We start from the raw sequence: 13,939 nt of genomic DNA, 5'->3' as shown, positions 1-13,939 counted from the left end.
CTGATAACAAAAAATTATTATTGAGAATGAGAAAATTCTTTAATACGATATTCACCGAAGGCACAACCTCAACCCCGCACTGCGTCACAATAGAGCGCTAGATGCGAAAACAACTACTTCGAGGATTGGTGGTCAAATGGCCCAGGAGACGGTTACGAACGGCACTGAAGCCCTGTTCACTCGCGAAGGCATGCCGCCCGTTAAGGAAATGATTCCGTGTGCCCTTCAGCACGTACTGGCATCGTTTGCCGGCATCATTACCCCGGCGGTCATCATGGCCGGCGTCTACGGCTTTAACAGCCAGCAGAGCACCGACATCATTCAGGTGGCGCTCATTCTTTCGGCAATCGACACGGCCCTTCAGGCCTTCGCTCCTTTCCGCCGCATCGGCGGCGGCCTGCCCATCGTCATGGGCGTCTCGTTCGCGTTCCTGCCGGCCCTGCAGGCTATGGGCGCCTCGGGCTTTAGCTTTGGTGCGCTGCTGGGCGGCGAGATTGTCGGCGGTGCCGTCGCGGTCCTCTTTGGTCTGGCCTACAGCAAGATTAAGTGGCTGTTCCCGCCCGTCGTGACCGGTACGGTCATCTTCTCCATCGGCGTCTCCCTGTATCCCACGGCCGTCAAGTATATGGCCGGCGGTATGGGCACGCCGCTGTGGGGCACCCCGCAGGCCTGGTGCGTCGCTCTTATCACCTTCGCCGTGGTCTTTGCGCTCGCCAACTTTGGCAAGGGTACGTTCAAGCTGGGATCCGTGTTCTTTGGCATGATCGTTGGTATGATCGTCTCCATCCCCTTTGGCATGATCGACTTCTCCAGCGTCGCCACCGCTCAGGTCTTCGCCCTTCCCAAGCTCATGCCCTACGCGCTCGAGTTTGATCCCGAGGTCTGCATTACCCTCGCCGTCGTGTTCCCCATGGTTGCCATCCAGGTTATCGGCGATGTCTCCGCCGCCTGCCTGGGCTCCATCGACCGCATGCCCACCGAGCGCGAGCTCTCCGGCGCTATCGTGTCCCAGGGCCTCACCTCTATGGTCGGCGGCCTGCTGGGCGGTCTTCCCACCAGCGCCCTTGGCCAGAACGTGGGCATCATCTGCTCCAACAAGGTCGTCAACAAGTGGGTCTTTGTGATCATCGCGTCCGTCTTTGCCATCGCCGGCCTGTTCCCGCAGCTTTCTGCCGTCCTTTCCGCTATCCCGCAGCCTGTCATCGGCGGCGCGACCGTCGGCGTCTTTGGCACCATCACCATGAACGGCGTGCGCATGTTCACCCGCGAGGGCCTTACGCAGCGCACCACCACCATCGTCGGTACCTCCGTCGTCTTTGGCCTGGGTATCTGGATGGCCAGCGGTTGCCTTGCCGGCGAGGGCATGCCCACCTGGGTGTCCACCGTCATCGGCTCCAATGCCGTAACCCCCACCGCCATCATGGCCATTGTCCTTAACCTGATCCTTCCGCAGACGCTGGTCGTGGCTCAGCACATCGATGCTGCCAAGGACGCTGCCGTGGATCTGGTCTTGCCCGAGATCAAGAAGTAACTAATTCGGTGCTATTCGTCGGCGGACGCATCGCCTCGTCCGCCGACGCCATGTGGCGCCAAGCCGCACTTCAAAGGGCTTGTCCCTTTGGTGAAGCGTTGACGGGAGAGGGCCCGTTTCCGGTGTAGGCCGGCGCTTCGCACTTCCGCCATGTCAGAGGTGTCAAACCCCGCCTCTGATGTTGAAGGGAGCATTTATGCTTCTGGTCGCTAACGGTTCCGTCTTTACCCGCAACGCTCAGACTCCGTTCATTCCCAACGGTGCGGTCGCTATTGACGGAGATACGATCGTCGAAGTGGGCCCCGAGCGCGAGCTCAAGGCCAAGTACCCGGATGCCGAGTACGTCGACGCCCAGGGCAACCTCATCATGCCCGGACTTATCAACTGCCACACCCACATCTACTCGGGTCTGGCCCGCGGCCTTGCCATTAAGGGCTGCAACCCCACCAACTTCCTGGAGAATCTTGAGCAGCAGTGGTGGAAGATCGACGACAACCTGACGCTCGACGGCACCAAGGCCAGCGCCTATGCCACGATTCTTGACTCCATCCGCGATGGCGTCACCACGATCTTCGATCACCATGCGAGCTTCTGCGAGATCCCGGGCAGCCTCTTTACCATTAAGGATGCAGCTCAGGAGCTGGGCATGCGTTCGTGCCTGTGCTACGAGGTCTCCGATCGCCGCGGCCAGGAAAAATGCGACCAGGCCATTGCCGAGAACGCCGAATTTGCCCAGTGGGCCGCCAAGGAGCGTCGCGATAACGACAACCACATGATCGCCGCCATGTTTGGCGGCCATGCCACCTTTACACTGTCGGACGAGACCATGGACAAGATGGCCGAGGCCAACAACGGCCTGACCGGCTTCCACATCCACGTGTGTGAGGGCATGAACGACGTGTGGGATTCCCGCCTCAACCGCGGCGGCATCAGTCCCGTCGAGCGCCTGCTGCAGCACAACCTGCTTGGTCCCGACACCATGCTGGGCCACTGCATCCACGTGACGCCTGCCGAGATGGATATCGTCAAGGAGTCCGGCACCTGGCTGGTCAACAACCCCGAATCCAATATGGGCAACGCCGTGGGCTGTGCCCCCGTGCTCGAGTTCTTCCGCCGCGGCATCCCCGTGTGCATGGGTACCGACGCCTACACCCACGATATGCTCGAGAGCCTTAAGGTCTTCCTGATCATTCAGCGCCACAACGCCGCCATGCCCAACGTGGGCTGGTGCGAGGCCATGACGATGCTGTTCGAGAACAACGCCAAGATGGCGAGCAAGTACTTCGATCGCAAGCTCGGCGTGCTCGAGGCCGGCGCCGCTGCCGATGTCATCGTTATGGACTACAAGCCTTTTACGCCGCTGAGCGAGGAGAACATCGACGGCCACATGCTCTTTGGCATGATGGGCAAAAACTGCCGCACCACCATCATCAACGGCCGTGTCCTGTACAAGGATCGCGAGTTCGTTGGCATTGATGAGGACAAGATCAACGCGTGGACCATGGCCGAGTCCAAGAAGCTCTGGAGCACGCTCAACGATCGCGTGTACTAATTACAAGTAGATTCACGCGCGCCGGATGTTTCGCCGCATCCGACGCGCGCATAGGCGGCCTCCGCGGGGTCGCCGGCGCTGTGCTAGCGCTACACCGTATTTGCGCCCGTCGCGCGGTCTCGCCGGGCGTTACAGAGAGGAGCTCACTATGAGCGACATCATGAGGCCGATCCCGTTTTCGCAGCTGATGAACTGGATCATCGAGGAGCACAAGACCCAGGACGCCATCTTTGGCGTGCGCAAGATGGTCACGACCAACCAGGAGAGCGCACTTCCCATTTTTGACGAGCGCATCGAGACTCCGTTTGGCCCGGCCGCCGGCCCCAACACGCAGCTTGCCCAGAACATCGTGGCATCCTACGTGGCCGGTGCGCGCTTCTTTGAGCTCAAGACCGTTCAGGTTATGGACGGCGAGGAGCTCTCCAAGTGTGTGAACAAGCCCTGCATCGTGGCACAGGACGAGTGCTACAACTGCGAGTGGTCGACCGAGCTCGAGGTTCCGCAGGCATTTGCCGAGTACGTGAAGGCATGGTTTGCCTGCCACCTGATCGCTCGCGAGTACGGTCTGGGCAGCCCGGACGGCTTCGTCTTCAACATGTCCGTGGGTTATGACTTGGAGGGCATCAAGAGCCCCAAGGTCGATGCGTACATTGAGGGCATGAAGGACGCCAGCGGCTCCGAGGTTTGGAACGAGTGTCGCACGTGGGCGCTCGCTAACCTGGACAAGTTTGAGCATGTCGACGCCGCATTTGTCGAGTCCATCCCGGCGCGCGTCTCAAACTCCATCACCGAGTCCACCCTGCATGGCTGCCCGCCCGCCGAGATCGAGCGCATCGCGACCTATCTGATCACCGAGAAGGGCCTCAACACCTACATCAAGTGCAACCCCACGCTGCTGGGCTATGAGTTTGCCCGCCAGCGTCTGAACGAGCTGGGCTTTGACTACATCGTTTTCGACGATACGCACTTCCGCGAGGACCTGCAGTGGGCCGACGCCGTGCCCATGTTTGAGCGCCTGATTGCCCTGTGCGCCGAGCGCGGTCTTGAGTTTGGCGTCAAGCTCACCAATACCTTCCCCGTCGACGTGACGAGGAACGAGCTGCCCTCCACCGAGATGTACATGTCGGGCCGTTCGCTGTTCTCGCTGACCATCGAGGCCGCCCGTCGCATTACCGAGCAGTTCGATGGCAAGTTGCGTATCAGCTACTCCGGCGGTGCCACGGTCTACAACATCCGCGCCCTGTACGATGCCGGTATTTGGCCCGTCACCCTGGCGACCGACGTGCTCAAGCCCGGTGGCTACGAGCGCTTTAGCCAGATGGCTGGCGAGTTTACCGATCTGGACGGCAAGCCGTTCGCGGGCGTCTCGCTCGAGGCCGTGACCGCGATCCAGACCGACTCGCTCACCAACCCGCTCTACAAGAAGCCGCTGCGCCCGCTGCCTGACCGCAAGGTCGCCGGCAAGAGCCCGCTTTCCGACTGCTTTACCACGCCGTGCCGCACGAGCTGCCCCATCCAGCAGGATATTCCCGCCTATCTGGCGGCAGTGGATGAGGGCCGCTACGAGGACGCGCTCAACATCATCATCGAGCGCAACGCCCTGCCGTTCATTACCGGCACCATCTGCCCGCATCCCTGCGGCCGCGCCTGCGAGCGTGCGTTCTACGAGCCCGAGGGCGCCCAGATTCGCGCCAGCAAGCTCAAGGCCGCCCGCGAGGCCATGACCGCCGTGCTGCCCAAGCTGCGCGCCCAGGCTATCGCCAACGACGGCGAGCGCAACGTTGCCGTTATCGGTGGCGGCCCGGCCGGACTGGCGACGGCGTTCTTCCTGACGCGTGCCGGCGTGCCCGTCACCATCTTTGAGGCCCGTGATTCTCTCGGCGGCGTGGTCCGTCACGTGATTCCCGAGTTCCGCATTGCGAGCGACGATATCTCGCACGACGCCGAGCTCTGCCTGGCCTTTGGCGCCAAGGTGCAGCTCAACGCTCGCGTGGAGTCCATCGACGAGCTCAAGGCCCAGGGCTTTACCGACGTGGTCGTGGCCACCGGTGCCTGGATGCCCGGCTCTGTGGGCTTGGGCGAGGATGCCGAGCTCGACGTGCTGGAGTTCCTCGAGGCCGCCAAGAAGGGCGATAAACTCGAGCTGGGCGAGGACGTCGTGGTCATTGGCGCCGGCAACACCGCCATGGACGCGGCGCGTGTGGCCAAGCGCCTGGCTGGTGTGAAGAACGTGCGCCTGGTGTATCGCCGCACCAAGAAGCAGATGCCCGCCGACGAGGAAGAGCTCGATCTTGCTCTTGCCGACGGCGTTGAGTTCTGCGAGCTGCTGGCTCCCAAGGCGCTCAACGGCACCGTACTGACCTGCGATGTTATGGAGCTTGGCGAGCCGGATGCAAGCGGCCGTCGTAGCCCCGTCGCCACGGGTGAGACCGTCGAGCTTCCTGCCACCACGGTGATTTGCGCCGTGGGCGAGGGCATCGATGCCAGCCTGTACGATGCCGCGGGCGTCGAGCACGACCGTCGCGGCCGCCTTGCCGCCACCTCCACCGGCGTCGAGGGCGTCTGGGCTGCGGGCGACTGCCGTCGCGGTCCTGCCACCGTGGTCGAGGCCATCGCCGACGCCGCCGAAGTCGCCCGCGCCATCGCCGGCGTGGACTTTAACAAGTACGCCGGCTGCAACGAGCAGGCAGGCCGCGAGGATACCTGCTACGAGCGCAAGGGGTCGCTGTGCCGCGACAAGCGCAACTGCACCAAGACCCGCTGCCTGGGCTGCGGCTCGGTGTGCGAGGTCTGCTGCGACGTGTGTCCCAACCGCGCCAACGTTGCCATTAAGGTGCCGGGTCTGGCCAAGCATCAGGTCGTCCATGTCGACGGCATGTGCAACGAGTGCGGCAACTGCGCCGTGTTCTGCCCCTACCAGGAGGGTCGTCCCTACAAGGACAAGCTCACCCTGTTCTGGAGCGAGGAGGACATGGAGAACTCCGAGAACGAGGGCTTCCTGGCCGTGGATGAGGATCACTTTAAGGTCCGCGTCGCCGGCACGGTCCGCACCGTCTCGGTCGATGCCGTCAACACCGGTCTGCCCGAGGCCGTCCGCCTGACCATTAGGGCCGTGCGCGACAACTATTCGTACCTTCTTAAGAAATAGGCGAGTCTCTTATGGCCAAATCCATTCAACATAACGTGGCCTACGTTGCCTGCGGAAGCGGTTGCGCCTCCGCAGGCGGCGACGCCCGCTGCAGCGAAGGCTGCATTGGCTGTGGCGCCTGCGTTACGGCCTGCCCCCACGGTGCCATCGCACTGGTCGACGGCGTCGCCCGCGTGGACCGCTCCAAGTGCACGGGCTGTGGCCTGTGCGGCATGGCGTGCCCGCAGCGCGTGATTGCCTTCGTTCCCGGCTACCAGAACATCCTGGTGCGGTGCAACAATACCGATAAGGGTGCCATTGCGCGCAAGATCTGCGACACCAGCTGCATCGGTTGCGGCATGTGTGCCAAAAAGTGCCCTGCCGGCGCAATCCGCATCGAGGACAACTGCGCCCATATCGACGGCGCGGACTGCCTGTCGTGCGGCATGTGCGCGGTTGTGTGCCCGCATGGCGCCATTCACGACCGCACCGGCATCGCCGCCGGCGTGTAGAAGGGAATCACCATGGCACAGGAATTCACTTTTACCGTTAACGGCGTGGAGCGCACGACGACTCAGAACAAGCCGCTGCTGCGTTATCTGCGCGACGACCTGCACATTCACTCCGCCAAGGACGGCTGCTCCGAGGGCGCCTGCGGCACCTGCACCATCCATGTGGACGGCGCGGCTGTGAAGGCTTGCGTGCTGACCACCGCCCTTGCCGCCGGCCGTAACATTGTGACCGTCGAGGGCCTGCCCCAGGACGTGCGCGAGGCCTTTGTGTACGCCTTTGGCGCCGTGGGCGCCGTACAGTGCGGCTTTTGCATCCCCGGCATGGTCATGGCGGGCGCAGCGCTCATCGCCGAGGACCCCGAGCCCACCGAGGAGCAGATCAAGTACGCCATTCGCGGCAACGTCTGCCGTTGCACTGGCTACAAAAAGATTATCGAGGGCATCTCGCTGGCCGCTGCGGTGCTCCGCGGTGAAAAGCAGATCGACGAGGATTTGGAGCGCGGCGACGACTACGGCGTGGGCAAGCGCGCCTTTCGTATCGACGTGCGCAAGAAGGTGCTCGGCGAGGGCAAGTATCCCGACGACATCGACGAGCTCGATCAGCCGGGTCTGACCTACGCCAGCGCCGTGCGCTCCAAGTACCCGCGCGCCCGTGTGCTCTCCATCGATACCTCCAAGGCCGAGGTCCTGCCCGGCGTGGTGGGCATCCTGCGCGCCGAGGACGTGCCGGTCAATCAGGTCGGCCACCTTATCCAGGACTGGGACGTCATGATCGCGGCGGGCGATATCACCCGCTGCGTGGGTGACGCCATTGTGCTGGTGGTCGCCGAGGACGAGGCGACGCTCGAGAAGGCCAAGAAGCTCGTAAAGATCGATTACGAGCCGCTGGAGCCCGTGCGCAACATCGCCGAGGCCAAGGCTGCCGACGCTCCGCGCCTGCATGACAGTTTCTTTGCCTTTGGCAACACGGTGGAGCTCAAGGACAACGTGTGCCAGAGCCGCCATGTGACGCGCGGCGACGCCGCCAAGGCGCTGGCAGAGAGCGCGTTTACCGTGACGCAGCGCTTTACCACGCCCTTTACCGAGCATGCCTTCTTGGAGCCCGAGTGCGCCGTCGCCTTTCCGTACAAGAACGGCGTCAAGGTGCAGTCGACCGACCAGGGCGCCTACGATACGCGCAAAGAGTGCGCCCACATGTTTGGCTGGGATAGCGAGCCCGAGCGCGTGGTCGTCGAGACCATGCTCGTGGGCGGCGGCTTTGGCGGCAAGGAGGACGTTTCGGTCCAGCACCTGGCCGCGCTTGCTGCCTATAAGTTCCAGCGTCCTGTGAAGTGCAAGCTCACGCGCGCCGAGTCGCTTGCGTTCCATTCCAAGCGCCACGCCATGGACGGCACCTTTACGCTGGGCTGCGATGCCGAGGGCAACTTTACCGGCCTGGATTGCGAGATCAACTTTGATACCGGCGCCTACGCGTCGCTGTGCGGTCCGGTGCTCGAGCGTGCCTGCACGCACGCCGTCGGCCCCTACAAGTACCAGAACACCGACATTCGCGGCTTTGGCTACTACACCAACAACCCGCCCGCCGGCGCATACCGCGGCTTTGGCGTTTGCCAGTCCGAGTTTGCGCTCGAGAGCTTGATCGACCTGCTTGCCGAGAAGGTCGGCTTGGATCCGTGGGAGATTCGTTACCGTAATGCCATCGAGCCGGGCGAGGTTTTGCCCAACGGCCAGATCGCCGATTGCTCCACGGCGCTTAAGGAGACGCTGCTCGAGGTCAAAGATGCCTACTATGCGCATCCCGGACACGCCGGTATCGCCTGTGCCATGAAGAATGCCGGCGTGGGCGTGGGCCTGCCCGATGCCGGCCGCTGCAAGATTCGCGTCGAGGATGGCCGCGCCGTCGTTTATGCCGCCACGTCCGACATCGGCCAGGGCTGCAACACCGTCTTTTTGCAGGACGTTGCCGAGGCATGCGGCCTGCCGCTTCGCTGCATTGCCAACGGCGAGTGCTCCACCGAGAACGCCCCGGACTCCGGCACCACGTCCGGCTCGCGTCAGACGGTCGTGACCGGCGAGGCCGTGCGCGGTGCCGCCTTCCTGCTGCGCGATGCTATGCTTGGCATCGAGGCCGGCAAGCCTGCACCCGCCGCTCCGGTGAGCGCACATGGCGACGGCGTCAAGATCGAGTACGACGACGGCCGTGCCTATCAGCTGCGCACACAGGAACTCGTCGCCGGCCAGGGTATGCATCCTCAGGATCCCGCGGCCGCCATCAAGGCGCTCGAGGGATGCGAGTTTAGCTACGTGTACCTGGAGCCGACCGACAAGCTGGGCGCCGACGTGCCCAACCCCAAGAGCCACATCTGCTACGGCTTCGCCACACATGTGGTCATTCTGGATGATGACGGCCGCGTGAGCGAGGTCTATGCCGCGCACGATTCCGGCAAGGTGGTCAACCCCATCTCCATTCAGGGTCAGATCGAAGGCGGCGTGCTCATGGGTATGGGCTATGCGCTTACCGAGGATTGGCCGCTCAAGGACTGCGTACCCCAGGCAAGGTACGGTACGCTCGGGCTGTTCCGTGCGCCCGAGATTCCGGATATCCACGCCATCTACGTGGAGAAGGACGAGCTGTTGCCCGTGGCATATGGCGGCAAGGGCATCGGCGAGATCGCAACGATCCCCACGGCGCCCGCCGTGCAGAACGCCTATCGCGCATTTGACGGCAAGCTGCGTCCCGATCTGCCCATGGTGGATACGCCCTACAGCCGCGCCCGTCACCGCGGCTAGGGTAGGGCGCGGACAGTTATTGCTGACGAGCTGTTCGCGCTCAACGCCAACTGCGTATGCTGCGCCATTGGCCCCGGCTCCATCGCGAGCCGGGGCCTTTTGTTTGGAGCGCCTCCGCATGCGGAAGCTGCGTCCCAGAATTGGCGCTCAGAATGGGGCGTGCTTTCCGGTAGAGCCTCTAGCGGAAAGCGCATCCCGGAATCCGCGCCTGGAATGGGACGCACTTTCCGGAACGGCCCTCAACCGGAAACTGCGTCCCAGAATTTCGCTCCAGAGCGGGATGCCGTTTCCGGCTGAACCCTCTGGCGGAAAGTTCATCCCAGAATTGACGCTCGGGGTGGGACACGGTTTCCGGATGGAATCTCAGCGGAAACTGCGTCCCAGTTTGAGCGTCTATTCCGGGATGCGGTTTCCGCTGGGCGCTTCATCCGGAAAGTCTGTCCCGTTCTGAGGCCTGATTCTGGGATGCCGTTTCCGCTAGGCCCGCCATTTGGAAAGCGCATCCCATTTTGAGCACTCAATCTGGGACATGGTTTCCGCAGGTGCTGCCAACCGGAAAGTGTGTCCCAGTTTGGTGGGCAGGCGGGCATAAGCTCAGCAGCTCCTACAGCTCAATATCGTTGAGCCATGTCGGCAGCGCGGTCTGCCGGATGCCTGCCGTCTGCAGCTTTTTGGCGAGCATTCCTGCCGAGCGGACTTCACTCATGGTAAAGCGCAGCAGAGGGTGACCGTAGAGCGACAGGTGCGCCTCGCGCTGTCGTTCGGCAACGAGTGCCTCGGCGGTGGTGCGTCCGGCTAGCATGGCCTGGTCGGTATATTTGACGAACCCGTCGAGTTCTCCCAACGTGAGTTCCCGCGCCTGGCGCTCCCAGGCAAAGTCCGTTCGTATAGGCTTGGCCGAATCGAAGGGGTCCGTCAACTCGTATTGAAGCCAGTCGGGCGCAAAGCCCGTCTCGATCATGACGGCTCGGGCGACCGATTCTCCGCCGCTCTCGGCGCGGGCGTTGGCATATCGAAGCGTTGTGAGGGCGGTACGAATCGCCCGACCATTGCGGGCGGTCGCTCGTTGCTCGACGGCCTCCATCAGCTGCTCTCGCGTAAGGCCGAGCTTTGAGATTGCCGAATCGGCAATGGGCATACCGTCGGCAAAACCAGTTTGCAGCAGGCAATCTGTGACCGTTTGGATGGGCGGCGTTACCGATATGCCGGATAGACGGATTGCTCCCGCCGGCTCAATCTGGTGCCGCTGGATTCGGACGCCCGGACGAGCCGACGGCTTTGTCGAGCTGCAGACATGCACGACATTCAGGTGTCGCCACGAGACCTCGATCCCCAGCAGGCAAGCTGCCGAAAACGAGCAGAACGTCCAATCGGGGTGGGTGACCGCAAGGGCGCGGAGGATTTCGCAATGACGCTGCGCTCGGTTGAGTTTATCCCAGTGCATTTTGCGCGCGAACATGCCCGGCATGGGGGAGACGACCGCGCCGCCGGTGCGCCGGAGGAGCGCTTTTCGGATCGCTGTGCTCGGGGGGATCAGGCATCGTCCCTCCTGCTCGGCTTGGTTCAACAACTGGTCGATGAGCTGGTCATTGCAATGGGTCATGAGCTACCGCCTCCTTTTGGGTAGCAAAAACGTATCAGCCGCAACTTGCCGCTCAGCTGACCAAAAGCTGGCCAAAATCTAACCATGCAGGTAGATGGCCTGTTTTCGGCGACATTTTTACATCCGAATCGGTGGGCGGTAATCGGCGACCTTGAACGGTAGCTAGATTTGAAGCCTTGGTAAGTTTCGGGACGTGTACTTTTTTGAAAAAGAGCATTCTATCTGCTGGTTTGTGTTTCTGGATCGCATATTTGAAGGCATGTGATAAGGGCTGTGGATCGTCGTCTTGTATCTGCGGAAACTGTGACCCGGAATTGCCGCTCGGAATGGGACGCGCTTTCCGGAACGCCCCTCAACCGGAAACTGTGCCCCAGATTTCGGCCTCAGAGTGGGATGCCGTTTCCAGATCAGCCCTCAAAAGGAAAATGCATCCCGGAATGAGCGCTCAGAGCGGGATGAACTTTCCCAGCGGTGCCTCTATCGGAAACTGTGTCCCGGATTCGACGCTCAGAATGGGATGCATTTTCCGGTAGAAGCTTCAGCGGAAAGTGCATCCCAGAATTCAGGCTCAGAACGGGACGCGCTTTCCGAATGGCATGCTTGGCGGAAACTACGGCCCAGTTTTTGGCTCCAGAACGGGATGCATTTTCCGGAACGGTCCACGTGCGGTGGTGTAACGTCCCTTTTGCGTGCGCCGCTTGTCGAATTACGTTATAGCTAGCTATATTATAGGAGGGTATAATATAGCTAGCTATAACGTAAAGGAAGGATGGACCCATGTTTATCGGAAGAACGGCGGAAATGTCCGAGCTCAATCGACTGTATGGCACGGGCTCCTTTGAGATGCCTGTGATTTACGGCCGCCGTCGTGTGGGTAAAACGCGCCTTATCACAGAGTTCATCCAAGGCAAGAAGGCTATTTACTTTCAGGCTCGTCGCACCAATGCAGAGGCAAACCTGCATGGCTTTAGTCAGGCGATACTTGCAGGCTCGGTTGGTGCTGCAGGCGTGTCGTTTCGTAGTTTTGACGAGGCGTTCGATGCATTGGCCACCATGGCTCGCACAGAGCGTTTGATTGTCGTAATTGACGAGTATCCCTATCTCGCCCAATCGAATCCCGAGATCAGCTCGTTGCTGCAAGACAAGATCGATCACTTGTACAAAGAGACCAGGCTCATGCTTATCCTGTGCGGGTCGTCGCTTTCGTTCATGGAAGAGCAGGTGTTGGGCTACGAGAGCCCACTATACGGTAGGCGCACGGCCCAGTTTAAGATCATGCCGCTCGATTTTACGACGACCCTCGGCCTGTGGCAGAGCATGAGTCGCGAAGACGCTGCGGTTTGCTATGGCATGACGGGCGGCATTCCTGCATATATCGAGAAAGTCGATCCTGCCGCACCGCTCAAGGACAACATCAAACGTCTTTTTCTTACTCCTACGGGCTATCTCTTTGAGGAGCCGAGTAACCTGCTATTGCAAGAGTGCCGCAATCCCGAGCAATATGATGCGATCGTGCAAGCAATTGCTGAGGGGCGCTCGAGGATCTCGGAGATTGCGAGCTCTACGGGAATCCCTGCGAGCAACGTAAAGAGCTATGTGGATAAGCTGGCGTCGCTTGGGATTGTCGAGCGCGAGCTGCCCCTAAACGAGACGTGCAATAAGCGAGCTGTGTATCTGCTGAGTGACCAGATGTTTAGGTTCTGGTACAAGTTTGTTCCGCAGAACATCGGGCTGATTCAAAACGATATGGCCAAGATGGCGTATAAGCGCATTGAGCCGCACGTATCGGATTACATGGGTACGGTCTTTGAGCTTATATGCGGACAATACGTGTACGAACTCGCGCGCGCGGGCCAGCTCGATGTGGTTCCGGCGAGCGTCGGGCGCTGGTGGGGGACGGATAGTCGCACGCATACGCAGGAAGAAATCGACTTGATTGTTGACGATGGCGAGGGCGCTGCGCTGTTTGCGGAGTGCAAATGGCGCAATGAACCGGTGGGCGAAGACGTGCTGCAAAAGCTCGTGCACCGAAGCGAGCTCTTTAGGAGGCAGCACAAAAGCTATGCGATCTTCTCGAAGCGCGGCTTTACGCAGGGATGTCGGGATGCCGCGGAGAGTAGGGGAGACGTCAAGCTGATTTCGTTTGCCGAGATGTCAGGGCGGGGTAGCTCTGCTCGAGGGCAAGAGCCTGTCCTCGAATTGCTGGAATAGGGCCCCTTCTTTTGTCGTGTTGGCTGTCGGCGGAATGCCGGCGGAATGCCGGCGGAAAGCGTGTCCCAGATTTCGGCCCCAGGGTGGGATGCCGTTTCTGGATCGGCCCTCAGGCGGAAACTACGACCCGGAATTTGGCTCCAAAACGGGATACGCTTTCCCGGTGGCATCTCTAGCGGAAACTGCATCCCGGAATGAGCTCTCGGAACGGGACACGCTTTCCCATTGGGGCTTCAAACGGAAACCGTGTCCCGGAATCGAGCCTCAGGGTGGGACGCTTTTTCCGGTAGAGGCCTGGGACGGAAGGCATGTCCCAGAATCCGGCTAACCCGATGGCCAGGTGGTTGAGCGAGCGGGCCCCGAGGCTCCATTACTGAAAATTCATTTGTTAAACCTGGCAACCGTGGGTAGAATAAAGTCGACGGCAGCCCAAGGGTGATAGCTGGGCAGCGCCGTTACTTAGTTCAAGGGGTCAATGCCTTAACGGCGTCGACCCCTCTTCTAATATGAGAAAGCCATTGTCAATAGGCGTGTTTGTTCGAGCCCGGTTTTAAACCGGGCTTTTTCGTTTCCCGTCGGGAGGGCCCGCGCACGCTGCACGTTTAGTCGACGC

At 61.2% G+C, this 13,939-nt stretch carries 7 protein-coding genes; 6 read left to right on the top strand and 1 reads right to left on the bottom strand.

The window, feature by feature from the left end:
* The first annotated feature begins 136 nt into the window (after positions 1 to 136).
* The 5 genes from ACTQV4_RS08625 (at position 137) to xdh (ending at position 9,512) form a co-directional block, all read left to right on the top strand.
* The gene (locus ACTQV4_RS08625) at positions 137 to 1,531 is read left to right on the top strand and encodes a uracil-xanthine permease family protein (protein WP_441569649.1); all 1,395 of its coding nucleotides are present in this window, start codon (positions 137 to 139) and stop codon (positions 1,529 to 1,531) included.
* Between the two features lie 196 nt (positions 1,532 to 1,727).
* On the top strand, positions 1,728 to 3,083 hold the full coding sequence (ssnA, locus tag ACTQV4_RS08620) for a putative aminohydrolase SsnA (protein WP_441033072.1): 1,356 nt from the start codon (positions 1,728 to 1,730) through the stop codon (positions 3,081 to 3,083).
* A 148-nt stretch (positions 3,084 to 3,231) separates the two neighbouring features.
* Positions 3,232 to 6,231: a putative selenate reductase subunit YgfK gene (gene ygfK, locus ACTQV4_RS08615; protein WP_441033069.1), complete on the top strand. Its 3,000-nt coding sequence runs from the start codon at positions 3,232 to 3,234 to the stop codon at positions 6,229 to 6,231.
* An 11-nt stretch (positions 6,232 to 6,242) separates the two neighbouring features.
* Entirely contained in the window at positions 6,243 to 6,722 is a 480-nt protein-coding gene (locus ACTQV4_RS08610; protein WP_035137469.1) for a 4Fe-4S binding protein, read from the top strand.
* 12 nt (positions 6,723 to 6,734) lie between these two features.
* Complete coding sequence (xdh, locus tag ACTQV4_RS08605) at positions 6,735 to 9,512, top strand: selenium-dependent xanthine dehydrogenase (protein WP_441569648.1); 2,778 nt, start codon at positions 6,735 to 6,737, stop codon at positions 9,510 to 9,512.
* A gap of 604 nt (positions 9,513 to 10,116) precedes the next feature.
* Here xdh and ACTQV4_RS08600 read toward each other — a convergent pair.
* Positions 10,117 to 11,115 carry a hypothetical protein gene (locus ACTQV4_RS08600; RefSeq protein ID WP_441541366.1) on the bottom strand — a complete coding sequence of 333 codons (999 nt, stop codon included), beginning with the start codon at positions 11,113 to 11,115 and terminating at the stop codon, positions 10,117 to 10,119.
* A gap of 777 nt (positions 11,116 to 11,892) precedes the next feature.
* On the opposite strand from ACTQV4_RS08600, the gene ACTQV4_RS08595 reads away from it, so the two are divergent.
* The gene (locus ACTQV4_RS08595) at positions 11,893 to 13,326 is read left to right on the top strand and encodes an ATP-binding protein (protein WP_441569647.1); all 1,434 of its coding nucleotides are present in this window, start codon (positions 11,893 to 11,895) and stop codon (positions 13,324 to 13,326) included.
* The last annotated feature ends 613 nt before the right edge of the window (positions 13,327 to 13,939 follow it).

The sequence above is a fragment of the Collinsella sp. LCP19S3_B11 genome (assembly GCF_052121915.1).
Lineage (GTDB): Bacteria > Actinomycetota > Coriobacteriia > Coriobacteriales > Coriobacteriaceae > Collinsella.
The sequence above is the reverse complement of the archived record's forward strand: the minus strand, read 5'-3'. Positions and strand labels throughout refer to the sequence as shown.